Origin of the sequence: Paractinoplanes toevensis (genome assembly GCF_018332695.1) — a bacterium.
GTDB classification, from domain to species: Bacteria; Actinomycetota; Actinomycetes; order Mycobacteriales; family Micromonosporaceae; genus Actinoplanes; species Actinoplanes toevensis.
The window spans coordinates 62936-86973 of record NZ_BOQN01000024.1 but is presented as its reverse complement, the minus strand read 5'-3'; the positions used below and the strand labels follow the sequence as shown (position 1 = coordinate 86973).

24 protein-coding genes and 1 pseudogene are annotated in these 24038 nt (G+C 70.8%); 11 read left to right on the top strand and 14 right to left on the bottom strand.

Going from position 1 to position 24038, the window contains the following annotated elements; translation table 11 throughout:
- Window positions 1-176 precede the first annotated feature (176 nt).
- From Ato02nite_RS10260 to Ato02nite_RS10250, 3 genes are all read left to right on the top strand, one after another.
- Window positions 177-1643: a DUF1996 domain-containing protein gene (locus Ato02nite_RS10260; protein WP_213006197.1), complete on the top strand. Its 1467-nt coding sequence runs from the start codon at window positions 177-179 to the stop codon at window positions 1641-1643.
- A gap of 449 nt (window positions 1644-2092) precedes the next feature.
- Window positions 2093-3640, top strand: a complete 1548-nt coding sequence (aceB, locus tag Ato02nite_RS10255) for a malate synthase A (RefSeq protein WP_213006196.1) — start codon at window positions 2093-2095, stop codon at window positions 3638-3640.
- A gap of 3 nt (window positions 3641-3643) precedes the next feature.
- The gene (locus tag Ato02nite_RS10250) at window positions 3644-4774 is read left to right on the top strand and encodes a DUF6986 family protein (protein WP_213006195.1); all 1131 of its coding nucleotides are present in this window, start codon (window positions 3644-3646) and stop codon (window positions 4772-4774) included.
- A gap of 57 nt (window positions 4775-4831) precedes the next feature.
- Here the strand turns inward: Ato02nite_RS10250 and Ato02nite_RS10245 are convergent, their stop codons facing one another.
- Together Ato02nite_RS10245 and Ato02nite_RS10240 are read right to left on the bottom strand one after the other, a co-directional pair.
- Window positions 4832-5476, bottom strand: coding sequence for a response regulator (locus Ato02nite_RS10245; RefSeq protein WP_213006194.1), 645 nt, complete (start codon window positions 5474-5476; stop codon window positions 4832-4834).
- Window positions 5476-6678, bottom strand: coding sequence for a sensor histidine kinase (locus tag Ato02nite_RS10240; protein ID WP_246606416.1), 1203 nt, complete (start codon window positions 6676-6678; stop codon window positions 5476-5478). The genes Ato02nite_RS10245 and Ato02nite_RS10240 overlap by 1 nt, the downstream gene beginning before the upstream one ends.
- A gap of 110 nt (window positions 6679-6788) precedes the next feature.
- Between Ato02nite_RS10240 and Ato02nite_RS10235 the strand changes: the two are divergent.
- The 4 genes and pseudogenes from Ato02nite_RS10235 to Ato02nite_RS10220 all read left to right on the top strand — a co-directional run.
- A pseudogene (locus tag Ato02nite_RS10235) lies at window positions 6789-7448 on the top strand (ABC transporter ATP-binding protein); the annotation flags it as partial.
- 56 nt (window positions 7449-7504) lie between these two features.
- Entirely contained in the window at window positions 7505-8467 is a 963-nt protein-coding gene (locus tag Ato02nite_RS10230; RefSeq protein WP_213006191.1) for an ABC-2 membrane transporter-related protein, read from the top strand.
- 1 nt (window position 8468) lies between these two features.
- Window positions 8469-9011: a YciI family protein gene (locus Ato02nite_RS10225; protein WP_213006190.1), complete on the top strand. Its 543-nt coding sequence runs from the start codon at window positions 8469-8471 to the stop codon at window positions 9009-9011.
- A 20-nt stretch (window positions 9012-9031) separates the two neighbouring features.
- Entirely contained in the window at window positions 9032-9334 is a 303-nt protein-coding gene (locus Ato02nite_RS10220; RefSeq protein WP_213006189.1) for a hypothetical protein, read from the top strand.
- On the opposite strand, the gene Ato02nite_RS10215 is transcribed toward Ato02nite_RS10220, so the two are convergent.
- The 6 genes from Ato02nite_RS10215 to Ato02nite_RS10190 all read right to left on the bottom strand — a co-directional run bounded on the left by Ato02nite_RS10215 (window position 9331) and on the right by Ato02nite_RS10190 (window position 15184).
- Window positions 9331-9867 (bottom strand): hypothetical protein, encoded by a 537-nt coding sequence (locus Ato02nite_RS10215; protein WP_213006188.1) that lies wholly within the window; start codon window positions 9865-9867, stop codon window positions 9331-9333. The two genes, Ato02nite_RS10220 and Ato02nite_RS10215, sit on opposite strands and share 4 nt — an antisense overlap.
- A 71-nt stretch (window positions 9868-9938) precedes the next feature.
- A complete protein-coding gene (locus tag Ato02nite_RS10210; protein WP_213006187.1) occupies window positions 9939-11105 on the bottom strand; it encodes an FAD-dependent monooxygenase in 1167 nt (388 codons plus the stop codon).
- A gap of 132 nt (window positions 11106-11237) precedes the next feature.
- A complete protein-coding gene (locus Ato02nite_RS10205) occupies window positions 11238-11879 on the bottom strand; it encodes a PadR family transcriptional regulator (RefSeq protein WP_213006186.1) in 642 nt (213 codons plus the stop codon).
- A gap of 42 nt (window positions 11880-11921) precedes the next feature.
- Entirely contained in the window at window positions 11922-13712 is a 1791-nt protein-coding gene (locus tag Ato02nite_RS10200) for a glycoside hydrolase family 15 protein (protein ID WP_213006185.1), read from the bottom strand.
- Window positions 13713-13873: 161 nt separating this feature from the next.
- Entirely contained in the window at window positions 13874-14725 is an 852-nt protein-coding gene (locus tag Ato02nite_RS10195) for a DUF5995 family protein (protein WP_213006184.1), read from the bottom strand.
- A gap of 63 nt (window positions 14726-14788) precedes the next feature.
- Entirely contained in the window at window positions 14789-15184 is a 396-nt protein-coding gene (locus Ato02nite_RS10190; protein WP_213006183.1) for a nuclear transport factor 2 family protein, read from the bottom strand.
- Between the two features lie 44 nt (window positions 15185-15228).
- Between Ato02nite_RS10190 and Ato02nite_RS10185 the strand changes: the two genes are divergently transcribed.
- On the top strand, window positions 15229-15777 hold the full coding sequence (locus tag Ato02nite_RS10185) for a TetR/AcrR family transcriptional regulator (RefSeq protein ID WP_213006182.1): 549 nt from the start codon (window positions 15229-15231) through the stop codon (window positions 15775-15777).
- Window positions 15778-15814: 37 nt separating this feature from the next.
- Window positions 15815-16492 carry an HAD family hydrolase gene (locus tag Ato02nite_RS10180; protein WP_213006181.1) on the top strand — a complete coding sequence of 226 codons (678 nt, stop codon included), beginning with the start codon at window positions 15815-15817 and terminating at the stop codon, window positions 16490-16492.
- Between the two features lie 95 nt (window positions 16493-16587).
- Here the strand turns inward: Ato02nite_RS10180 and Ato02nite_RS10175 are convergent, their stop codons facing one another.
- Genes Ato02nite_RS10175 through Ato02nite_RS10160 form a run of 4 tightly spaced genes read right to left on the bottom strand, consistent with a single transcriptional unit; the run spans window position 16588 to window position 20284 of the window.
- Window positions 16588-17163: a dihydrofolate reductase family protein gene (locus Ato02nite_RS10175; protein WP_246606415.1), complete on the bottom strand. Its 576-nt coding sequence runs from the start codon at window positions 17161-17163 to the stop codon at window positions 16588-16590.
- Window positions 17164-17182: 19 nt separating this feature from the next.
- Window positions 17183-18172 (bottom strand): allantoicase, encoded by a 990-nt coding sequence (alc, locus tag Ato02nite_RS10170; protein WP_213006180.1) that lies wholly within the window; start codon window positions 18170-18172, stop codon window positions 17183-17185.
- Window positions 18173-18175: 3 nt separating this feature from the next.
- Complete coding sequence (allB, locus tag Ato02nite_RS10165; RefSeq protein ID WP_213006179.1) at window positions 18176-19474, bottom strand: allantoinase AllB; 1299 nt, start codon at window positions 19472-19474, stop codon at window positions 18176-18178.
- 54 nt (window positions 19475-19528) lie between these two features.
- Complete coding sequence (locus Ato02nite_RS10160; RefSeq protein ID WP_213006178.1) at window positions 19529-20284, bottom strand: transglutaminase-like domain-containing protein; 756 nt, start codon at window positions 20282-20284, stop codon at window positions 19529-19531.
- Window positions 20285-20352: 68 nt separating this feature from the next.
- Between Ato02nite_RS10160 and Ato02nite_RS10155 the strand changes: the two genes are divergently transcribed.
- Window positions 20353-21609 carry a protein-L-isoaspartate O-methyltransferase family protein gene (locus Ato02nite_RS10155; RefSeq protein ID WP_213006177.1) on the top strand — a complete coding sequence of 419 codons (1257 nt, stop codon included), beginning with the start codon at window positions 20353-20355 and terminating at the stop codon, window positions 21607-21609.
- Here Ato02nite_RS10155 and Ato02nite_RS10150 read toward each other — a convergent pair.
- Entirely contained in the window at window positions 21558-23111 is a 1554-nt protein-coding gene (locus Ato02nite_RS10150; protein WP_213006176.1) for a phospholipase D family protein, read from the bottom strand. The genes Ato02nite_RS10155 and Ato02nite_RS10150 overlap by 52 nt on opposite strands.
- Before the next feature lie 104 nt (window positions 23112-23215).
- Between Ato02nite_RS10150 and Ato02nite_RS52485 the strand changes: the two genes are divergently transcribed.
- Window positions 23216-23350, top strand: a complete 135-nt coding sequence (locus Ato02nite_RS52485) for a hypothetical protein (RefSeq protein ID WP_281419716.1) — start codon at window positions 23216-23218, stop codon at window positions 23348-23350.
- On the opposite strand, the gene Ato02nite_RS10145 is transcribed toward Ato02nite_RS52485, so the two are convergent.
- Window positions 23340-24017, bottom strand: a complete 678-nt coding sequence (locus tag Ato02nite_RS10145; protein ID WP_246606414.1) for a class I SAM-dependent methyltransferase — start codon at window positions 24015-24017, stop codon at window positions 23340-23342. The two genes, Ato02nite_RS52485 and Ato02nite_RS10145, sit on opposite strands and share 11 nt — an antisense overlap.
- Window positions 24018-24038 lie beyond the last annotated feature (21 nt).

Here is a 24038-nt window from a genome sequence, read left to right as displayed (position 1 = left end):
GAAAAATTTAAGGCCGAGCACCCGGAAAAGCGTTATTCAGAATGGAAAACGCGGCCACCTGCGGCGACAAAAAGCGTTATTCATAAGTCTTTCTCCACGCGTTGAAACAAGCCCTCTACCTCGGCATACTCCCTTATGAATCGAGCCCCCTCGGTCATCGAAAAGGGTAGAGAACAATGCGGACCGAACCTCTCCACGCACCCCCGCGCAACCACCGCGCACGCACCCGGGTCATCGCCGCTTCGGCGGTGGCCGTGGCCCTGGGTGCCAGCGGCTTCTACATCGCCAACGCCGACGCCGCCGAGACCGTGGTGCCCGGCCGGTTGCAGGCGGAGGCCTACTCCGCCCAGTCCGGCGCGCAGACCGAGAACACCGGCGACGCCGACGGCGGCAAGAACGTCGGCTGGCTGGCGAGCGGCGACTGGCTGCGCTACGACAACGTCACGATCGGCGCGACCGTCGAGGCCCGGATCGCCTCGGACAGCACGGCCGGCGGCACGATCGAGCTGCGTCTCGGCACCACGACGGGCACGCTGCTGGCGTCCTTCCCGGTGACGAAGACCGGCGGCTGGCAGAAGTGGGACACGAAGACCGCCACGATCAAGACCCCGCCGACCGGCAGCCAGACGCTGGTAGCGGTCATGAAAAGCCCGCAAAAATCGGACTTCGTGAACCTCAACTGGTTCACGCTCGGCGGCACGACGGCCACCCCCACCACGCCCGCGACGACGAGTCCGACCACGCCCGCGACGACCCCGGCGACAGTCGCGCCGACCGGATCGACCGGAGCCGGCTGGGTGGACGTCGATCCGGCGAAATGGGCGGCCCAGCTGGCCGAGTTCAACGCGATGGCCTTCCGGCCGATCACCAACAACCCGGTCCGCGTGGCCGAGTTCAACGCCGCCTGCACGGTGAGCCACTCGAAGACCGACGACCCGATCGTCTTCCCCAACCTGCCCGGCGCCTCGCACATGCACTCGTTCCTGGGCAACGACATCACGGATGCCGCCACCACGACGGACACCCTGCTCAAGAACACCGGTTCCAGCTGTAAGCCGCTCGACGACCACTCGGCCTACTGGATCCCCACGCTCTACGAGAACGGCCAGGCCGTCGAGCCGCACGGCGTCACCGTCTACTACGGCAGCCGGCTGGCCGACACCACCAAGACGGTCCCGTTCCCGCAGGGCTTCCGCATGATCGTCGGCGACGCGAAACGCCAGGTCGACACCCCCAAGGGCGCTCCCGGCCAGTTCTGGTGCGCCGGCGCCGGCGGCGAGATCGGCCGCAGCGCCGACGGCAACTGGCCGGTCTGCGCGAAAACCGCCGAGCTGACCTTCCAGCTGACCTTCCCCGACTGCTGGGACGGCGTCCACCTGGACAGCCCCGACCACAAGTCACACGTGGGCCCGGCCGACGGAAGCGGCAAGTGCAGCGGCAAATACCCGGTCGCGATCCCGAGCCTGTCCTTCGTGATCGGCTACCCGACGTCCGGCACGACCGCCGGCTTCAAACTGGCCTCCGGCAACGCCAGCTCCATGCACGGCGACGCGTTCTTCGCCTGGGAGAACGCCGCCCTCGGACACCGCGTCAAGGACTGCATCGTCCAAAAGGCAAAGTGCAACACCGACGGAACTTTCTAACCGTACGCCGATAAAGCCCGACAAACGCACTAGCACGAACCCCGCCTCCGGCGGCTGCCGCCCGCGATCATCGCGGGCGGCAGGGTCGTAGCGCGCCTTTCGCGCGGGGAGATCCTCAGATCCTTACTCCCCGAGGTGCGGGCGTGGCCAGACGTCCCCGCCGCGCCCGCACCTCCCCGCCCCGCCGCCTTCTCGTCCCGGCGGCCTGCGTCCCGGCGGCCTGCGTCCCGGCGGCCTGCGTCCCGGCGGCCCGCGTCCCGGCGGCCCGCGTCCCGGCGGCCCGGGTCCCGGCGAGCGTGTCGATTCAGTGCTCCCGGCGTGCGGGAACTCTCCAAGATCGCGGCGGGGGAGCGGCGCCCGGTAGCGGCTGTGATCTAGTTCAGCGCTGACGGCGGGCCTGGGCTCCACTACGGTACGAGGGAGTAATCGCACCGAGAGGAGCCGACGCCATGATCGAGATCCTGTCCGACGAGGCCGTGGCGTTCGTCGCGGATCTGAACCGTCGTTTCCGGCCCCGCCGCAACGAACTGCTCGCCGCCCGTGCCGCCCGCCGTGCCGAGATCGCCTCCGGTGCGTCGCTGGGCTTCCTGGCCGAGACCGCCGACATCCGCGCCGCCGAGTGGCAGGCGCCGCCGGCCCCGGCCGACCTGACCGACCGCCGGGTCGAGATCACCGGTCCCACCGAGCGCAAGATGACCATCAACGCGCTCAACTCGGGTGCCAAGGTGTGGCTGGCCGACCTGGAGGACGCGAACACCCCGCACTGGCAGAACGTGGTCGACGGCCAGCAGAACCTGTACGACGCGATCCGCCGCACGATCACCCTGGAGACCCCGCAGAAGACGTATTCGCTCGGCGAGGGGCCGTACCCGACGATCGTGATGCGCCCCCGCGGCTGGCACCTCGACGAGCGGCACCTGCCGGTCGACGACGAGCCGGCGGTCGGCGCTCTCGTCGACTTCGGCCTCTACTTCTTCCACAACGCGAAGGAGTTGCTCGAGCGGGGCAGCGGCCCGTACTTCTACCTGCCGAAAATGGAGTCGCACAAGGAGGCGGCTCTGTGGAACGACGTCTTCACGTACGCCCAAGAGGTTTTGGGAATTCCGCACGGCACCATCCGAGCCACCGTGTTGATCGAGACGATCCCGGCCGCGTTCGAGATGGAGGAGATCCTCTATGTGCTCCGCGACCACATCTCCGGGCTGAACGCCGGTCGCTGGGACTACCTGTTCAGCATCATCAAGTACTTCCGCGACAACCCGAGCATGATCCTCCCCGACCGGGCGTCGGTCACGATGACGGCACCGTTCATGCGGGCGTACACCGAACTGCTGGTTTCCACCTGTCACCGCCGCGGCGCCTTCGCCATGGGCGGCATGGCCGCCTTCATCCCGAGCCGTCGCGACCCGAAGGTCAACGAGGTGGCTCTCGCGAAGGTCCGCGAGGACAAGGACCGCGAGGCCGGCGACGGCTTCGACGGTTCCTGGGTGGCCCACCCCGACCTGGTGCCGGTGTGCCAGGAGATCTTCGACCGCGTGCTGGGTGACCAGCCCAACCAGCTGGCCAAGCAGCGTCCCGACGTCACGGTGACCGCCGCTCAGCTGCTCGACGTGTCGTCGACCGGCGCCCAGGTCACCGAGGCCGGCCTGCGCGGCAACGTGTCGGTGGCGCTGCAGTACCTGGAGGCGTGGCTGCGCGGCAACGGCGCGGTCGCGATCAACAACCTGATGGAGGACGCGGCCACCGCCGAGATCTCCCGCTCCCAGGTCTGGCAGTGGATCCACAACGACGTCCGCCTGCCCGACGGCACGTCGATCACCGCCGAGCTGGTCGGCCGGATCGAGGACGAGGAACTGGTCACGATCCGCAAGGCGATCGGCGACGAGGCGTGGGCGTCCAGCCGCTTCGACGACGCCCGCAAGCTCTTCGAGCGCGTTGCCCTGGCCGACGACTTCGCCGACTTCCTCACCACCGCCGCCTACGACTCGATCGACTGAGCGATGCGCCTGTCCGACAATGACTACACGGAGCTGGACGTCCGGCTGGCCGAGCACGATGCGTTCCTGAAATCCCGTTACCCGGGGGAGCGCCCCGGCCGCCAGCCAGTACACACCGTGTACATCCCGGCCGACCGCCTGGACGACTTCCGATCGTGGGGTTCCGTCGCGCTCGACGCCATGAGGAACTTCCCGTGGGACGCCGACGACATCCGGGCCAAACTGGCGAGCGAGCCGATCGAGGACCTGCGCGTCGACTTCGAGGACGGCTACGGCGTCCGCTCGGACGACGAGGAGGACGAGGCGGTCCGCCGGGCGGTCAAGACCCTTCGCGCCGGCCCGGTGCCGCCGTTCCTCGGCATCCGGATCAAGTCCCTCGAAGCGGCCACCCGCCGCCGCGCGCTGCGCACCCTGGACCTGTTCCTGGACTCCTACCAGGACACTGTCGAGATCACGCTGCCCAAGGTGAGCGGCACCGACCAGGTCACGGCGATGGTCACGCTCTGCGAGAAACTGGAGAAGGCGTACGGCCTTGCGGCCGGCACCCTGACCTTCGAGATCCAGGTCGAACTGCCGTCCGCGATCCTGGCCGCCGACGGCACCGCCACGGTCGCCCGGCTGATCACGGCGGCCGGCGGCCGCTGCACCGGCCTGCACTACGGAACGTACGACTACAGCGCCGCCGCCGGGGTGGCCGCCGCCTACCAGTCGATGGAGCACCCGGCCGCCGACTACGCCAAGGCGGTCATGCAGGCCGCCGCCGCGCAGACCGGGGTCCGCCTCTCCGACGGCTCCACCAACATCCTCCCGGTCGGCACCGACGAGGAGATCCAGGCGGCGTGGGCGCTGCACCACCGCCTGGTCCGCCGTTCCCTGGAGCGCGGCTTCTACCAGGGCTGGGACCTCCACCCGGCGCAGCTGCCCACCCGTTACGCGGCGACGTACGCCTTTTTCCGCGACGGCCGCGACGCCGCCGTGGGCCGCCTGCACCGCTATCTCTCCCGCCAGGAGAGCGGCATCGCCGACGAGCCGGCCACCGCCCGCGCCCTGGCCGGCTACCTGCTGCGCGGCCTCGACTGCGGCGCCCTCACCGACGCCGGCCTGCCCCGCTCCGACCTGCAGAAACTCGCTTAGGGCCGGTCCTGCCGATCACGCCGGAGCCGCAGCCCCTCGTGATCGGCAGGGCAGCCCCTAAACCACCCGGTTCTCCCAGGCCCAGACCGCGATCTCGGTGCGGTTGCGCAGGGTCAGCTTGGTCTGGATCGTCGAGACGTGGCTCTTCACGGTGCTCAGCGAGATGAACAGCTCGGCGCCGATCTCCAGGTTGGTGCGGCCCCGGGCGATCTCGCGCACCACCTCGACCTCGCGGTCGGTCAGCGTCCGGATCGCCTTGTCCGGCACGCGGGGCGGCGCGGTGAGGTGGCGCAGCAGCCGCACGGTGACCGACGGCGAGACCAGCGCGTCGCCGTTGTGGGCGGCCCGGACCGCCTCGACCAGCAGAGCCGGGCCGGCGTCCTTCAGCAGAAAGCCGGCCGCTCCGCCGCGCAGCGCGCCATAGACGTACTCATCAAGGTCGAAGGTCGTCACCACGACGACCCGCAGCGGGTCCGGCACGGCCGGGCCGGCCAGGGCGCGAGTCACCTCGAGGCCGTCCAGCCGCGGCATTCGGATGTCGACCAGGCAGACGTCCGGCCGCAGGCGCCGGGCCTGCTCGATCGCCTCGACCCCATCGGCCGCCTCGGCGACGACCGTGATGTCCGGTTCGTCCTCCAGGATCAGCCGCAGACCGCCACGGATCATCGCCTGGTCATCGGCGATCAGCACCCGGATCGTCATCAGCGCCCGCCACCCAGCCGGTCGACGGCTCCAGCGTCCTCGGCAGCTGCGGTGGCTCCGCGTGACCGTCCTATGTCGACCGGCAGAGTCACCCGCACGGACCAGCCTGCCTCGGCGCGCGGTCCGGCGTGCAGGGTGCCGCCGAGAGTCTCCACGCGTTCCCGCATGCCGAGCAGCCCGTAACCGCCGCGCGCTGCATCCCGTGCTGCCGGGCCGCCGTGCGGTGGGTCGTGCGCGGCGTCGTCGGTCACCTCGACCGTGACGCCGGCCGGGCCCTCGCCGACGACCACCCGGACGTCCCCGGCGTGCGGCGCGTGCCGGGCCACATTGGTCAGTGCCTCGCGGACGACCCGATAGACCGTGCTGTGCACCTCCGGCGGCCACGCGGCGTCATCGCCCGAGGTGCGCAGCACGACCGGCGAGCCCGGCCGGTCGAACCGCTCGACCAGCTCGGCCAGCCGCTCCGGGCCGGCCGAGGTGGCCGCCCCCTTGTCGCTGTCGCGCAGCACCCCCACCACCCGCCGCATCGCGCGCAGCGCCTCGGCGGCGGAGGCCTCGATCCCGGACAGCGACTCGCCCACCCGGCCGGGATCGCGGCGGGCCAGGACATGGGTGGCCTGCGCCTGGATCAGCATGCCGGTGATGTGATGGGCGACCACGTCGTGCAGCTCCCGGGCCAGCTCCAGCCGCTCGTCCCGGCGCACCCGCTCGGTGGCGGCCGCGGAACGCTCGTCCAGCAGCCGTAACGCCAGGCCGACTGCGATGCCGCCGAGGCAGGCCGCAACGTTGAGCACGACGGCCGCCGAGGCCCCGGACGAGTGCGGCCGGGCGGCGAGGAACGCGCCGGCGGCCAGGGCGAGACCGCCGGCGGCGACCGCGCCGGCCGGCGCGACCGGCAGGGTGCGGACCGACGAGCCGATGAGCACGGCCAGCGCCAGAGCCATCGCCGGGCCCGGCTCGGTCGGCAGGTGGAAGGCCCGGGCCGCCGCGACCGTCACGCCGGCGACGACCAGACCGGCGACCGCCGCCCGACTCAGGTGCCGGTGCCGGGCCAGCGCGAGCCCGCCCACGACGACCGCGGCTGCCCCGCCGACCAGCCAATAGCGGACGCCCCAGCTCGCGGCGATCGCGATGGCCTCGATGCCGAGCGCGGCGAGCAGGGCGACGGCGAGCGAGGCCGTCGACGCGATGCGGATGTTCACGGGCTTCAAGGTACGAGAATCGGCGCGGCTGCGAACCGGTCAAAAGTCGGTGAGAATCATCGACTTTGGTCGGATGACGAACCCGGCCGGCCCGGCCAGGATTGACCGCCATGCACACCTTGCGCGCCGAAAGGCTCACCAAGCGTTACCGGCGACGAGCCGCCCTCGTCGACTGCGACCTGGCCGTCCCGAGCGGGCACATCGTCGGCCTGGTCGGGCCGAACGGTGCCGGCAAGTCGACCCTGCTGCAGCTCGCCTGCGGCCTGATCGCACCGACCTCGGGCACGCTGGAGGTGCTCGGCGCCCGCCCGGCAGCCGGCGCCGCACATCTGGGCCGGGTCGGGTTCGTCGCCCAGGACACTCCGGTCTACCCGTCCTTCAGCGTCGCCGACCACCTGCGGATGGGCGCCTGGCTCAACCCGGCGTGGGACGCGGCGCTGGCTGAGCGCCGCATCGCCGAGGTCGGCCTCGACCCGGCGCAGAAGGCCGGCCGGCTCTCCGGCGGCCAGCGCGCTCAGCTGGCCCTCACCATCGCCGCCGCGAAACGTCCGGAGCTGCTGATCTTCGACGAGCCGGCCGCCGCGCTCGACCCGCTGGCCCGCGACGCGTTCCTGCGCAGCCTCGTCGGTTTCGTCGGCGAGCTCGGTGCCAGCGCCGTCCTCTCCTCGCACCTGCTCGGCGACGTGGAACAGGTCTGCGACTACCTGATCGTCCTGGGCGCGGGCCGGGTCCAGGTCGCCGGCCCGGTGCGGCAGCTGCTCGCCGACCACCGGTACACCACGCTCGAGCAGCTCGTGCTCGCCTACATGTCCGGGGCGGTGGCCCGATGATCCGGATGAGCCTGCGCCAGTTCCGCCTGTCCGCCCTCGCCGGTGCCGTGCTGCTCACCCTGGCCACGGTCTACCTGCTGCGCCTCGGCGGCGCCACCCACGCCGCCCGGCTCCCCGCCGACCACCACCAGACGATGCTGTTCCTGGCCGGCGGTTCCGGCCTGGTGCCCGCGTTCATCGGCGCGTTCTGGGGCGCCCCGCTCATCGCCCGCGAACTGGAGACCGGCACCCACCGTCTCGTGTGGAACCAGAGCGTGCCGCGCCGCCGCTGGCTCGCCGTGAAACTCGCCGTGGTCGGGCTCGCCTCGATGGCCGCCGCCGGCCTCCTCAGCGCCGCCCTCACCTGGGCCGCCACCCCGGTCGACCAGGCGACCGGCGACCGGTTCAGCACGGTCATGTTCGGCGCGCGCGGCATCGCACCCATCGGCTACGCCGCGTTCGGTTTCGTCCTCGGCGCCGTCACCGGCCTGCTCCTCCGCCGCACCCTGGCCACGATGGCCCTCGTCTTCCTGGCGGTGATCGCCGTGCAGGTCGCCGTGCCCAACCTGCTGCGCCCGCACTACCTGCCGCCGGAGCGGGCGACCGTGGCGATGACCGCCGACGCCATCAACCGTGCCCGCATGCTGGGCGGCATCACCGGCGGCCCGATCATCGGCGGCCTGGAGATGCCGGATGCGTGGATCACGTCCACCAGCCGGCTCCGCACCGCCGACGGCCGCGTGCTGTCCGACGCGGCCTTCGACACCTGCTTCTCGCACGCCCCGCAAACCGGCGCGACCGGCACCTTCGGCGACATCGCCGTGTGCCTGGGCCGGCTCGATCTGCACGTCGACCTGGCCTACCAGCCGAACCGCCGCTTCTGGCCCTTCCAGTGGATCGAGCTGGCGCTCTACCTCGGCGCCGCCGCGCTGCTGGTCGCGGTCGGCCGGTGGCGCATCCGGCGCGGTACCTTCTCGTAGCGTGGAGTACTTCGTCTACTGCCGTGACCGGCCCGATTCCCTGGAACTGCGGTGGAAGCTCGCCGAGACGCACTGGTCGTTCATGGACCGCTACGCGGACGGGATGATCGCCCGGGGCCCGACCCTGACTCCGGACGGGGAGACTCCCACCGGCAGCGTGCACATCGTCGACCTGCCCGATGCGGACGCGGCCCGGGTGTTCGCCTTCGAGGAACCCAACTATCTGGCCGGCGTCTACCGGGAGGTGCTGGTCCGGCGGTTCGTCAACGAGCTCGGGCGGACCATGTGGGAGTTCCCGGGTGGCAACGCGGGCTTCCTGATCATCGGGCACGGGGGAACCGGGGATCAGGTGCCGTCCGAGTACCGCGAGCGGCTGATCGCCTGCGGACCGCTGCTGTCCGACGACGGTATTGAACGGCAGGGCACCGCGATCCTGGCCGATCTGCCCGACCTGGCCGCGGCCGAGGAGATGATGTCGCACAGCCGCGCCGGATACGACCGCGTCGAGATCCATCCCTGGCGCTTCGGCGGCCGCCCTCGCTGAGCGCGGTGTATTTTCGGGGCATGCGCCTACCCACTGCCGCGATCACCGCGGGTTCCCTCATCGGCGGATGGCAGCTCGCCCGCCGCACCGGCATCCGGCCGCTCGGCGGCGTGGTCCTCGCCGCCGGCGGTGTGCTGGCCGGCCGGGAGTGGGCCCGGCGCACCAGCCCGGCGGTGACCGGGGCGCTGCTGGCCACCTACGTCGGCGCCTTCGGCCTGTCCCACCCGCTCGCCAAGCGCATCGGCGCCTGGCCCTCGGTCCTGACCGTCGCCGCCCTGACGGCCGCCGCCTCCTACGCCGCCGCGGACCGGCCCCGGCACTAGCGCGAGCGCAGGATGGTGCCCGGGGGATCCAGGGGCGCTCCGGGGCGTGTTCCCGGGATTCGCGCGGTGTTGGCGGAGCCGATGTCGGCTACCAACTGATGACGTAACCGGCGGCCGAGGGCCAGGAGTTCGTCGCCCGTCTCGGGGGAGATCTGCTCGCTCGCATCATCGCGGGGCCGGCCGTCGGTGAAGACCAGGCCGGCTATGTGGTTCTGCAGCTCCAGGAAGGCTCGCTTGGCCGCCGCGGTCAGGAACATGCCGCCGGCATCCTGGTTGAAGTACCAATCCTGCAGTTCGTGGCGGTACTTCTGCAGGTCGGCACCGGTGGGGCGCTCGTCTTCCAGATAGAAGCGGGGAAAGTGCCGAGTGACATAGAAAAGGCGCTGGTAAGCGTCGATTCTTTGGTCGCGCAGCGTGCGGTCGTAGGCGTACTCCAGTTCGAGCGTCAGCTTGGGACGCAGCGTCAGGTAGGTGGACAACGTTCCGGCCATCGCGCCGACCAAGGCGGCGACCAAGGCAACCCAGCCAGCCATACCGTCACCGTGACAGCCGGAAGCAAACGTGCGCCGTCCGGGGCGGTCGGTCCGCCCCGGACGGCGTACGGCTAAAGGGTTTTGGCCCAATCGATGCGATACCGCTGCTCCGGGCCGATGACCTTCTCGGGGTTCATGGCGAACCTCATGAACGCTCGCATGATGATCGGCATCAGGGCTCTGCCGATCGGGCCGGGCGCCTTGACGCTGTTGGTGCGGGCGGCCCGCGCGGCCACCTTTTCCACGCGTGCGCGGCGCAGGCTTTCGTAGTGGCGGAAAGCATCGGTCACGTCGGGGATGTCGCGCAGGCATTGGGCCAGTTCGATGGCGCTTTCGATGGACAGCGAGGCGCCCTGGCCGGAGCTGTTCGACGGGGCGTGTACGGCGTCGCCGGTCAGGACCATGCGGCCGCGGTACCAGTGCGGGACGGGCGGCATGATGTGCAGGGCGCCGTTGACGGTCAGTTCCTCGGCCGGGAGTGCTCGGATCAGGTCGCCGCCCGGCGTGTCCGAACCGTAGACCTCCAGCAGTGTCTCCTTCCACCGTGGACTGGGGATGGCCCGGGCCTCGGCCACGGTGAGTGGGCGGTGCGGCAGGTTCACGCCGAACGTGGTGCCGCCGCCCAGGGCCGGCCCGTACAGGTAGAAACCGCGTTTGCCGAAGGCGAAGATCATTGTGCCGGGTTCCTCCGGCACGGTGAGTGGTGACCGGCCTTCCATGGCGACCATGCCGGTGAAGTGCGGGCCGGGCGCGGCCGGGTCGATGAGCCGGCGGACCGTGGAGTGCACGCCGTCGGCGCCGATCAGCACGTCGGCTTCGATCTCGTCGCCGTCCGCGAAGGCCGCCGTCACGCCGCCGGCCCCCTGGACGGCGTTGACCAGGCGTTTTCCGTATTGGATCGGTACGTCGGCGGCGAGGATGCGGTAGAGGTCGCTGCGCTGGACGACGTGCAGCGGGCCGGCACCGGCCAGGCCGGGCAGGTCCAGGCGTTTGCGGCCGACGGTCATGACCTGGCGGTGAACCGGCCAGGACACCTCGGCGGCCGGGGCGGCGGCGCCGACGATGTCGAGGGCGGCCATGCCGTTCGGGGCGATCGCGATGGTGCCGCCGACGCCGTCGGCGGTGGTCGGGTGGCTTTCGTAGACGGTGGCCTCGATGCCGGCCTTGCGTAGGGCCAGGGCAGCTACCGGTCCGGCGATGCCGCCGCCGATGACGGCGACGGTGCGTACTCGTGTCATGGGTTCTCCCAGGGTGGGGGAACCTCGCGCCCGGTATCCTGAGATTGCCGCCTTCGGACCGGGTCGTGGTTCCCATGATCGGATCGAGGGTTGGTCCCGGCGGCCTGTTGCAGCAGGTCGCCGGGACCGCTTCTACCTGTTTTCGATGGCGTCCTCCGCGAGCTGCCTGATCTCGTCGGGTGGCTCGCCGGTCTCGTGGAAGCGCCGCCAGTCGTCGATGCCGGGCAGCGTTCCGGTTTCCAGTTCGTCGAGCAGCGACCGCATCCAGGCCGCTTCGGCCCGCAGCATGGCCAGGTCGTACTCGACTTCGATGAGGAACAGCCGCGGCACCTGCTCGGAGGCGAGGGTCGCGACGGTGGCCTCGATGCCCCGCCCGACGGCGTCGAGACGCTGTTGCAGCAGCGCGATGACCTCGTCGGGGGCGAGCACCGGGAGCACCGAGAGCCCGGTGCGGAAGCGCGGGAACTCCGGCTCGGCGGTGGACAGCAACTCCCGCGTCCAGTCGATCAGCTCGGCCCGGCCTGCGTCGGTGATGCGGTAGACCGTGCGTTCGGGCCGTTTCCCGGCGCGGACGCTGCCCACCTCGGCGATCAGGCCGTGTTTGGCCAGGTTGCCGACGACGGTGTAGAGCGAACCCCACTTGATCTGCAGGTCGCGGTCCTTGCCCCAGCCTTTCAGGGCGGCGGCCATCTCGTAGGGGTGCATCTCCCGGAACGCGACGACCGACAGCACCCCGAGCGCCATCGGGTTGCCGACTTTCCGCCGCTTGGCCACCGAACCTCCTCGTCCACGAATGCTCGTCGACGAGTATACGACCTACTGCAAGCGCACCTCGGTCGGCGCCACCGCCGTGCTCAGGGTGCGGGCGGTGTCGATCAGCGGGACGTGGCTGAACGCCTGCGGGAAATTGCCGACCAACCGGCCGGCGGAAGTGTCGTACTCCTCGGAGAGCAGGCCGACGTCGTTGCGCAGGGCCAGCAGGCGGGCGAACGTCTCCCGGGCATCGTCCGAGCGGCCCATCAACGCGTAGTTGCTGGCCAGCCAGAACGTGCAGGCCAGGAACGCGCCCTCGCCCGGCGGCAGGCCGTCGACGTCGGTGTCGGGGTGCTGGGTGTAGCGCTGCACGAAACCGTCGACCAGGAGGTGCTCCTCGATCGCGGCAACCGTGCCCTTCACCCGCGGATCGGTGGCGGGCAGGAACCCGACCAGCGGCACCATCAGCATCGCGGCGTCGAGTTCATCCGAGCCGTAGAACTGGGTGAAGGTGTTACGGGCGGTGTCGAAGCCCTCGGAAAGGATCTCGTCCCGGATCTCGTCGCGCAGACGGGACCAGCGGTCGACCGGGCCCTCCAGGCCGAACTCCTCGACCGCCTTCACCGCCCGGTCGGCGGCCACCCAGGCCATCAGCTTGGAGTGCACGAACTGTTTCGAACCGCCGCGCACCTCCCAGATCCCCTCGTCCGGGTCGCGCCAGTGCTCCTCGACGAAGTCCATGAGTTTGACCTGCAGACCCCACGCCGGGTCGGCCGCTTTCAGGCCGGCCCGGCGGCCCTGGTGCAGCGCGTCCATGACCTCGCCGTACACGTCCAATTGGAACTGTTCGGCGGCGGCGTTGCCGATCCGCACCGGGTTGCCGTCGTAGCCGGTCAGCCAGTCGGCCTGGTACTCGTCGAGGCGGCGCTCGCCGGCCACCCCGTACATGATCTGCAGTTCCGCCGGATTTCCGGCGATGGCCCGCAGCAGCCATTTGCGCCAGGCGATCGCCTCGCTCTGGAATCCCGAGTACATCAGCGACTGCAGCGTGATGGTGGCGTCGCGCAGCCAGCAGAAGCGGTAGTCCCAGTTACGGACGCCACCGAGTTTCTCCGGCAGGCTGGTGGTGGCCGCGGCGACGATGCCGCCGGTCGGGGCGTAGGTGAGCGCCTTCAGGGTGAGCAGCGACCGCACGACGGCCTCGCGGTACTCGCCTTCGTAGGTGCAGGCCGAGACCCAGCCGCGCCAGTAGCCCTCGGTGACGCCGAGCTCGTGCAGCGGGTCGAGCGGCTCCGGCGGCGGCAGGTGCGACGGCCGCCAGGTCAGGATGAACGGCACCTGCTCGCCGGTGCTGACCTCGAAGGACGCGTGGGTCGCCATGTTCTCCCCGCGCGTCTCGACCGGGGTGCGCAGCCACGCTGCGTCCGGCCCGGCCACCGCGACCAGGTCGTCCTGCTCGCGGTAGACCCACGGCACCACGTGCCCGTAGTCGAAGCGCAGCCGCAGCACCATCTCCATCGGCACGGTGCCGCGCACGCCCTCCACGATCCGGATCACGTCGGGCGCCTCGCCCCGCGGCGGCATGAAGTCGATGACCCGCACGACGCCGTCCGCGGTCTCGAACTCCGTCTCCAGCACCAGCGTCTCGTCCCGATAGCGCCGCCGCGTCGCCACGACCTCCCCGGCCGGTCGGATGGTCCAGTGCCCGTTCTCCCGATCGCCGAGCAGAGCCGCGAACACCGCCCCGGAATCGAACCGAGGCGCGCAGAACCAGTCGATCGACCCGTCCCGCCCCACCAGCGCGGCGGTCTGCGTGTCCGCGATGATCGCGTAATCCTCGATCGGAAGAGCCATGCCGGTCCATTACCCACGGTAGGTGGCAACGAACGCAAACCATCCAGATGTACGGGCACGGGGCCGGACAACCGCACCATCGCGAACCGGCCGGCCCCACCCGGCCGAGTGGGTGGCCGGGCCCGTGCGGGCCGCTACGGCGAGGCGCGGGAGGCCCAGCATCAGGCCGGGAGGTCGTCGCCGGTCCCGAGCCGGTCGCCGACGATGGCCCACTCGGCGATCAGCGCCGCCGCCTCGTCCATCGCGTGCCGCGCCTGGCCGAAGTCCGCCGGGTCGTCGCGCAACGGCCACAACCGTCCGGCCTGGGCCCAGGAGTGTGCCCGCACGGCCGTGCCGACCGCACGGCCGGTCCAGTCGTCGAGCGGCCCGATCAGTTCGCCGAGGTCCCGCTCCCATTCCGCGGAGAAGCCGCGCCGCAACGGTGCGATCTCGTCGTAGTAGATCTGGTCGAGCAGCCGGTAGTCGGGGTGGACCTGGTCGCCGGTGGGCGGCCCCAGTTCGCGCCAGACGCCGAGCAGGGCGAGCGGCAGATCGTGATTGAGCTGCGCGTTGACGCCGATCAGGGCCGCGGTGAGCCGACTCGGACCGGAGTCGCGGGACTGCCCGAAGAGGACCGCCCACACCGCGGGGGTGTCCTCGTCGTCGCGGTTCCACCCGTCGAGGGCGGTGAAGTAGCGCTTGGCCAGCTCGACGGCGAGCAGTTCGAGGTAGACCGGCTCGGTGGCCACGGTCTGCAGCGCGCTCTGCACCCGCCGCGAGATCGCCAGGTAGAGCTGGTTGAAGGCGGCGACCCGGTCGGCGCCGGCCTGGTCCAGGACCGGCCCGACCGCCGACAGTTTCGCGATGACCGCCCCGACGCTCACGGCCGGCGCCGCCAGCGCCTCGGCCATCGGCTCCCGCGGCGGATCCCATCCACACCCGCGCGGATCCCGGGCCGGAGAAACTCGCAGCCGCGCCTGCCGAAGCGACTCCGCGGCACTGCGCACCAGGTGGCGGTCGAACGGCATCGTCATGCCGTCACCATCGTGACCCACTCGCCGAAAAGCGACACAAACGTCAGCGAGCCGACACCCGGGTCAGTCTCGTAGCGGTGCGCGGCGCGGCCGGACGACCCGGTGGGTGATGCGCCAGCCGGCCGCCGTCAGTTCGACGGTGTCCGCGTAGGTGACGCTGCCGGCCGATCCGTCCGCCATGATGCCGAGCCCTTTGGACCGGGCCTGCACGACGCCGTCGGCCGTCTCGCGCAGAACGATGTTGGTCACGTGGTGGGCGACCGGGTTGGCGTCGCCCAGGGCGAGCGCGGCCTCGCGGGCGGCGGCCAGGCCGACGAGCGTGCCACCGCCGAGGGCGGACACGTCGTAGACGACGTCCGCGGTGAACAGCTCGGTCAGGCCGTCGAAGTCGCCGCTGTCGGTGAGGTGCCCGTGCTGGTTGATCAGATCGGTGATGGCGATCCGGTCGTCGGGAGTCATGGCGCTCCTTCAAAAACGGGGATGTCCCCGGTTATTATCCGGGGATGTCCCCGGATCGCAAGCGTGCCGACGCCTCCCGCAACGCCGAGCGGCTGATCACCGCCGCCCGCGAGGCGCTCGCCGAGGTCGGTGACGACGTTCCGTTCGATGTGATCGCCCGGCGGGCCGGGGTCGGCAACGCCACCCTGTACCGGCACTTCCCGACCCGCGCCGACCTGCTCGTCGCGGTCTACGCCGACGAGGTCGACGCCCTGTGCCGGCGCGGCGAGCAACTGCTGGAGCCGGCCGATCCGGTGGACGCGCTGTTCGCCTGGCTCGACGAGTTCGTGGTGCACGTGGCCACGAAACGGCCGCTGGCCCTGGCCGCGACCGAGGGCACCGGTGACCGCCGCACCGCGCTGTTCCACCGCTGGCACACGTCGATCACGTCGATCGCCGAGCGCCTGATCGAGCGCGCCCGCCCCGGCCTGCGCCCCGGCCTCACCGCCACCGACGTCCTCACGCTGGTCAGCGGGGCCGCCCTCACCACCGACGTGACCCACGCCCGCCACCTGGTCGCCCTGCTCCGCACCGGCATCACCACCGAGCCCTGACGTTGCGGGCCGCCCGATGATCCATCAGGCTGGTCGGGTGTCCGGTCCGGTGGTCCTCTGGGATTTCGAGGGCACTCTCGCCGAACGTCCGGGCCGGTGGAGCACCTGCCTGCTGCAGTGCCTCGCCGAGGTCGCCGGCGGCGAGCCGACGGTGGGGCTGGACGACATCCGGCCCTTCCTGCGCTACGGATATCCATGGCACCGGCACGACCAGGGGCACGAGCATCTGGCCGACCCGGACGCCTGGTGGGCCGAACTGGAGGTTCTTTTCGTGGCGGCTCTTCGCGGCGCGGGGGTGCCGCCGTCGCAGGCTGGACCGGCCGCCGGGCTGATGCGGCACCGCTTCGCCGAGGTCGACAGATGGGTGGTGTTTTCCGAGGCCCGGCCCGCGTTGCAAGCCATGGCCGCGGCCGGCTGGCGCAACGCCATCGCCAGCAATCACGTCCCCGAGTTGGAGCGGCTCGTGCTCGAACTCGGCCTGAGCGAACACGTGGACACGGTATTCACCTCGGCCGGTGTCGGCTGGGAGAAGCCGAACCCGGAGTTCTTCCGGCGGGTTGTGCGGGCGATGGGCCGGCCGGATCGGGTGTGGATGGTCGGCGACAACCCGGTCGCCGATGTTCGCGGCGCCGAAGCCGTCGGCATTCCGGCCGTTCTGGTGCACACGCCGCCGGGTGTCGGGCTTCGGCAAGCGGTTGCGACGATTCTCGCGTGAGGCGCGCTACGGCGGCGGCCGGTCGCTCAGCTTGCGGGCGGCAGCCGCCGTAGGCGGGGTTCGCCGATGGTGCGGTTGGGGCCCCGACGCCGTACTCAAATGATGTTGTAAGTCAGGTGGGTCACGCCGCGGCCCTCGGTGACCGTCGGGTCGGAAAGGCGGACCGGGGTGGTGGCGAGGTTGTCGAAGAACCGGATTCCGCGGCCCAGCAGGACCGGGACCAGGGAGACGACGATCGCGTCGAGTTCGCCGGCGTCGAGGAACTGCTGGGTGATTGTTGGGGTGGCCACCGCTATGTCGCGGTCGCCGGCCTCTTTGCGGGCGGCGGAAAGGGCCTCCAGCGGGTCGGTGAAGAAGGCCGCGCCGTGCTGGTCGGCGGGGACGGAATGGCTGACCACGAAGACCGGGCAGCCGATCGGGTGCTTTCCGCCCCAGCCGTTGGTCAGGTCGAACACGCGGCGGCCGCAGATCAGCGCGCCGATCGCGCCGGCGAACGCCGGGCGCAGGTGTTCGGCGCTGGCCGGGCTGACCTGGAAGGTCATGTGTTCGACGGCGGTCGGCACGGCCACCTCACCGTTGCCGTACCAGCCGAAGAGTTCGTCGATTCCGTCGTTCTCGTCGGCGATGAAACCGTCGAGCGACATGGACATTTCCGCGATTACCTTGGTCATGCCCTACGGTCGGAGCGGCCTATCCTGCCTCGACATGACGGCGGAAGTTTTCCTCGAGAATCTTGCGGTCGGGGCGGCCGATCACCCGGAGGCGGGCCATTCCGCCGTCGGGGATGATGTCCAGCCGCACGCGGTCGGCGGGGTCGGCCGGCCGGACCGGGAAACGGTGCGGAGTGTCCGGGGTCAGGGGCGCGGCGGGCAGGATGTCGAACCATTCGCCGCCCGCCAGGGAACCGCGCAGTGACGCCGAACCGGGCGCATTGCCCTTGAAATGCGTGGTGTCCAGGTCGACGAATTCGACCTGGGTGGGGGCGGCCAAGGTGATCTCGGCCCACTCGTTGCCGTCGACGCGGCGGCGGGCCGTCTCCCAGCCGTCGCCCATGTGCCGGGCCAGCCCGGGGTTGAGCATGTTGTGCGGGCGGCCGTAGAACATGTTGCTGCACCCGGTCACATGGCCGCCGTTGGCCAGCGCGGCCACGTCGAACACCTCGGGCAGCAGGGTCGGGTCGGGCACCACGTCGCCGTGCACGCGCAGCCGGGCCACACCGCCGTCCGGGTGGATCGTGAGGCGCACGTGGGTGAACCGGCGGTTGTCGTGCACCGGGAAGAGATTGCGGGTGTCGCCGTCGAGCGGGCTCTTCGGCACGATCGGCACCCAGGTGGCGGCCTGCAGCGCGGCCGGCGTGGGGTAGCCGTCGACGGCCAGGGCGTCCACCGACGCGTGCGGTGGGTAGTTGCCGGTGAAGAACGCGGTGTCCACGTCGATGCCGTGGATGACGCCGGGCGCGCCCAGCCGGACGATCGCCACGTCCTGGCCGAGGCTGCGCCGGCGACGGGTCTCCCAGCCGTCGTAGACCTGGCCCTTGTGGTCGAACGTGCGCGGCGAGTAGGTCGGCGGCTCCGGCATGACCAGGTGATCCGCGGCGGCGAAGAACTCGTCGTTGGCGAAGACCACGCCGCCGCCGAGGGCCCGGGACGCGAGGTCGGGCTTGGTGCTGAAGTCCTCCATGGTTCAGTCCTTCCGAGTCAGGAAGCGGCCGGTGGGCTCCAGTTGCCCGCGCACCCAGGTCTTGGCGACCACCCCGTGCAAGACCTTTCCGGCGTACGGCGTGACCGGGTTCTTGTGGTGCAACCGCCGCGGGTCGACGGTGAACGTGTCGTCCGGGTCGAAGACCACCAGGTCGGCGTCGGCGCCCACCTCGATCCGGCCCTTCTGCGACAGCCCGACCAGGTCGGCGGGTCGTCGTGCCATCCAGTCCACCACGTCGGCGAGGCCGTAGCCGCGTTCCCGGGCGGCCGTCCAGATCACCGGCAGGCCCAGCTGCACCGAGGCGATGCCACCCCAGGCGGCCGCGAAGTCGCCGGTGTCCTGCCGCTTCAGCTCGGGTGTGCAGGGCGAGTGGTCGCTGACCACGCAGGTGATCAGCCCGTCGGCGAGGGCCTGCCACAGCTGATCGGCGTTCGCCGAGTCGCGGATCGGCGGGCAGCACTTGAACTCGGTGGCGCCGTCCGGGATCGCACCGGCGTCCAGGGTCAGGTAATGCGGGCAGGTCTCGGCGGTCACGCGTACGCCCTCGGCCTTTGCCTGCGCGATCAGCGGGAGCGCACCGGCCGCCGAGAGATGCAGGATGTGCACGCGCCGGCCGGATTTCCGGGCCGCCGCGATCGCCGTGGCGATGGCGGCGTGCTCGGCCTCGGCCGGCCGGGAGGCGAGGAAGTCGGCGTAGGTGGCCGACGAGGCGGCGTCGTGCAGGTGCCCGGGGTCTTCGGCGTGCACCACGAACAGCGCGTCGACGGCGTTCAGGGCGGTGGCCAGCTCGGCCGGGGAGACCGGCGGGAACTCGGGCACGCCGGAGTCGGCCAGGAAGGATTTGAAGCCGAAGACCCCGGCCTCGTGCAGGGCGGGCAATTTGTCAGCATTGCCGGGAATGGCGCCGCCCCAGAAACCCACGTCCACGTGGATCTGACCGGTCGCGGCCGCCTGCTTGATCTTCAACGCCTCGATGTCGACGGTCGGCGGCAGGCTGTTCAGCGGCATGTCGATGATCGTGGTGACGCCGCCGGCCGCCGCGGCCCGGGTGGCGGTCGCGAAACCCTCCCATTCGGTGCGGCCCGGCTCGTTGACGTGCACGTGCGTGTCGACCAGGCCGGGCAGCACCGCCGCGTCACCCACGTCGAGGGTCAGACCCGCCTCGACCTCCGCGTCGTACGGCCCGACCGCCACGATCTTCTCACCGGCGACCGCGACGGTGGCCGGGATGACCCCGGTGGGGGTGACGACGCGGCGGGACCGCAGCACGAGATCGACCATGCCTCGACCCTAGACGGCGTTCGTGTTCGGGAGATCACGTCCGGAGAGTGACCCTCAGGACAGCGACACCAGGGACGTGTGATCGTCGATCGGCAGGTCGCCGTCGGCCACCGCCAGGATCGACATCTCGGACAGGGTGAGCACCCCGGACAGGGTGGTGGCCAGGGCGGTGTCGGCGGCATCCCGGCCGGTCGCGATGCGGATCAGCGTCTGCCGGGGTGCCAGCCGGGTCGAGTCCCACACCCGCCAGGTGCCGTCCAGGGCGGTCTCCACGACCAGGTGGAAGTCCATCGGGCTCAACCCGGGGGCGTACACCGCGGCGACCCGGGCGGGAATGTCCAGCGCCCGGCAGAGAGTGGCGGTCAGGTGGGCGTAGTCGCGGCAGACCCCCGCGCCGGACAGCAGGGTGTCCACCGCGTCGGTGCTCGGGCCGCTGCTGCCGACCGTGTAGAACAGGTGGTCGTGCACCCACTCGGTGATCGCCCGCACCGCCGCGGTCGAGTCGGACGCCCAGCCGAACTGCTTTCCGGCGAACCCACCGAGCCGGTCCGACGGGCAGTAACGGCTCGGCCGCAGCGCCACGATCCGGTCCAGCTGCGAGACCGGCGCCGGCGGCGGCAGCTCGCCGACCGTCGCCCGGTATTCCACGGTCAGCTTCCCCGGCTCGGCGCGCAGATAGTGCTGGCGACCCGGCAACTCCTCCGCCTCGACCGAGAGCGTCTCGGTGGATGGGGACGGCACGGCGATCTGGAGGACCAGTTCGGCCGGTTCGGACACGTCGAAGCCGAGCATGCAGGCGATCTCACTCACGCACCGCACGGTATCCGCCGTACGTTACGACTGCCCGCATCCCCGTCGATCGGTCATAGGGTGAGGGGATGACCGGGCCGCGCGGGGAGTACCTGGAACAGATCCGGCGGGGCGGTGTCGCGCTCTCGCCGGAACTCGCCGCCGCGTTCGCGTCGGTGCCGCGCGAGGCGTTCGTGCCCGACGGGTTCCAGCGCCGCGACGGCACCCGGGTGCGACCGGCCGACCCCGAGTTCCTGCCCGCCGTCTACAGCGACGACGTGCTGGTGACCAAGATGGACGGCCGGACCCCGACCAGCTCGTCGAGCCAGCCGTCGCTGATGGCCGTGATGATCGAGGCGCTCGAGGTGACGCCCGGGCTGCGGGTCCTCGAGGTGGGCGCGGGGACCGGCTACAACGCCGCCCTCCTCGCTTCGCTCGGGGCGTCGGTCACCAGCATCGACGTGCAGAAAGACGTGGCGGTCCGGGCGCGCACGGCGTTGGCCCGGGCCGGAATAGCGGGTGTACGGGTGGAGCACGCCGACGGGTACACGGGGCTGCCGGAGGAGCGTTTCGACCGGGTGATCGTGACGGTGGGGATCGCCGGGGTGTCGCCGCACTGGCTGGAGCAGCTTTCACCGGACGGTTTCGTGCTGGCCCCGGTGGTCCACGCCGGCACCCACCCGATCCTGAAAGTGAGCCGCACTAACGTTAGCGCCCCTAACGTTAGCCACACTAACGTTGGCGCTCCTAACGTTGGCGCTCCTAACGTTGGCGCTCCTAACGTTGGTCTCACTAACGTTAGTCTCCCTAACGTTAGTGACGCGAACGTTAGTGACGCGAACGTTAGGGGTCCACACGTAACTGGCCGGCCCATCTGCGCGGCTGGCTTCATGCAGGCGTCCGGGCCACTCAACGCGGACTTCCCAGGCGCGTTCCCCCCACCGGCCTCAGCCCTGGCCGAGCTGACCTCCTACGCCCCGCCCCGGTTCGATCCGCCGCTGACCGAGGGTAACTACCGCGACCTCTGGTACGCGGCCGGCGCCTGGAACCGCCGCGCCTCGCACGCCGCCGTCCCCGGCCGCCAGCAGAGTTGCCTGGCTCTGCTCGACCGCACCGGCTCGGCGGGCGCGGTGATCCCGCCGGACGGCAGCGTCTGGGCCGGGGGCGACGAGGCCGAGGCCTACGCCTCGCTGGCCGCCGGCATCCTGGACGACTGGGTGGCGGCCGGCCGCCCGCCGCTCCAGGCGTGGCAGGTGACCCTGGAGCCGGCCGGCCCGATCTGGGTGCCGAGTTCCTACCAGGTTCCCGACCGGCGGGTCCGCCACGGGCGGCCATCCGGGTCGTAGGCCAGCCGGTAGGCCGGGATCGCCCACATCCGCTGGTACCAGGGCAGGCGCTCGGTCTGATGCGGGAAGAGCCGGCCGGGCGGGCGCGGGCCCTTCCGGCCGCCGTCCTTCCAGGACTGCAGGCGGTCGGCGGCGGCGGTCATTTCCCGTACGACATCAAGCGGGTCGATCAGGCCCTGGTCGTCGTCCCGGTCGAGGTGCTCGCGCGTCAGCGCGAGCCGCAGGTCCCGCGCGAAGCGGCGGGGCCCCCAGGAGTTGGGCGTCCGCTCGTCCATGGTCTCGTCGAGGGTGGCGCAGGACAGTTCGCTGTCGTGGGTCCACGAGCGGCGGTTGAAGTTGTCGCTGCCGACACTGCACCACACGTCGTCGACGACGCAGACCTTGGCGTGCACGTAGACCGGGGTGCCGGCGTGATTTTCCAGGTCGAAGACGTGGACGCGCTCGGGGGCGGCCTTGCGGCACAGGTTGATCGCCTCTTCGCGGCCGATCTCGTTGGGCGGCAGCGCGAACCGGCCGTCGACGTCGGGGTGCCGGGGCACGACCGCGATCAGGTGCAGGTCCGGGTTCTCCTTCAACGCCGATGCGAACAGGTCGGCCACCTCGGTCGACCACAGGTACTGGTCTTCCAGGTAGACCAGCCGCCGGGCGTTGCGGATCGCCTTGGTGTAGCCGCGGGCCACGGTGCGCTCGCCCTTCGGGGCAAAGCTGTACGGCGGGCGCATAGCCGGATATGTCCGCAAAACCTGGATATTGTGCGGCCCGCACGCGGGTGGGTCCGGCGGCTGCGGCGGTAGCTTGTCCGCGTGCTGGTCGGCGTGCCGGAGGCGGTCGACGACGGTGGAGATCGGGCCGTGCTGGTCGAGCGGGGTGGGATCGGTCCAGCGCTCCCGGAAACAGAGATCAAGGGCACCGACCACCGGGCCGCGCAGGGCGAGCTGCACGTCGTGCCAGGGCGGATTCTTTCCGTACGCCGAGGCCATCTGCACCGCCTGCGGATCACCGTGGTGGTCGGCGGCATCGCGGCGGCTGTGACACAGGTCGATGCCGCCGGCGAACGCGATGTCCAGCTCGGGATGCCCGGGATGACGCAGCACGACCAGTTTCTGGTGGTGTGAACCGCCGCGCCGGACCCGCTGGTCGAGCAGCACCTCGCCGCCGGCCGCGTTGATGTCGTCGCCGAGGTTGCGGTTCTCCTCCTCGCTGTACGCGAACTTGTCGAGGTGGGAGCGCCAGAGCAGGCCCTTGACGATGACGCCGCGCTTGGCCGCCGCGCCGAACAACTCGGCCACCGTCGGGCCGTCGTCGCGCATCCGCTCGTCCGGGTCGCCACGCCAGTCGGTGAAGAACAGATGGTCACCCTCGCGGAGGCTTTCCACCTCGGACACCAGCCGGTCAAAATACGTTATTCCGTGAATTAACGGTTCGGCCGTGTTTCCTTCGCACCACGTGGGTATGGAGGAGTCCGGGTTGCCGCGCTCCTGCGCATTGAGAAACCAATCCACCGAGACGCAGCCTTTCGAGGTCGACGAAGCCCTCACGTTATGCCGCTTGACCAGCGGGCGCACTTTCAGGGTGCCCCGCTCGCAAAATCCCGGAGGGATCAGCCATGAGCAGCGAGCCGCTCGCCACGACCACTGCCATCACCGACGCCACCGACGCCGCCGCCGCGGAGAAGGGCCTGCTCATCGCGGTCCTGCTGCTGGTCCTGATGGGTGTCTCGGCCATGCTGTTCATGGTCTGACCGCTGGTTTGACGGCTTTGACGGACAGGGTCGTGGGCACCGGATCACCACCCTCGGCAAAACCGGTCAGCACCAGGCCGGCGTCCAGAAAAGCCCGCAACAGCGCCGGCAGGGGCAGATGTGTCGCGCCGACCCGGTTGCGCACTCCCTCGGTGGTCCACGAGTTCTTCGTCCAGTGCCCGTCCAGATAACCGCGGCTGATCACCACCGCCTCCGGGTCGGAGCGGTCGGCGAAGCCGCCGCAGAACGCCGGATGCACCCCGACATGCACGAACACCCCGCCCGGTCGTAGCACCCGGGCGCCCTCCCGCAGCACGGCCGGGTAGTCCGGCATGTCGGTGTGCACCATCATCGCGACGACCGCGCCGAGCGCGGCGTCGCGGATCGGCAGCCGGGAAGCGTCACCCCGGGCGATCGGCAGGCGTTCCTTCGCGTACGCCAACATGCGCGCCGAAAGATCGACCCCTACCGGATCCCAGCCGAGCTCCCGCAGCTGAGCCGCGTGCACGCCGGTGCCGCAGCCCACCTCGAGGCAGGGCTCGTCGCCGGGCCCGAGCAGCTCCGCCAGCGACGCCCGGATGCCGATCGGGTCGCCCGGGGTCGACGCCGGCAGGAACTGATTTTCATACCAGTCGGCGATCTCGTCGTAAACCGCGATGGGTGTCATCACGTCATGCTGCCGTCATCG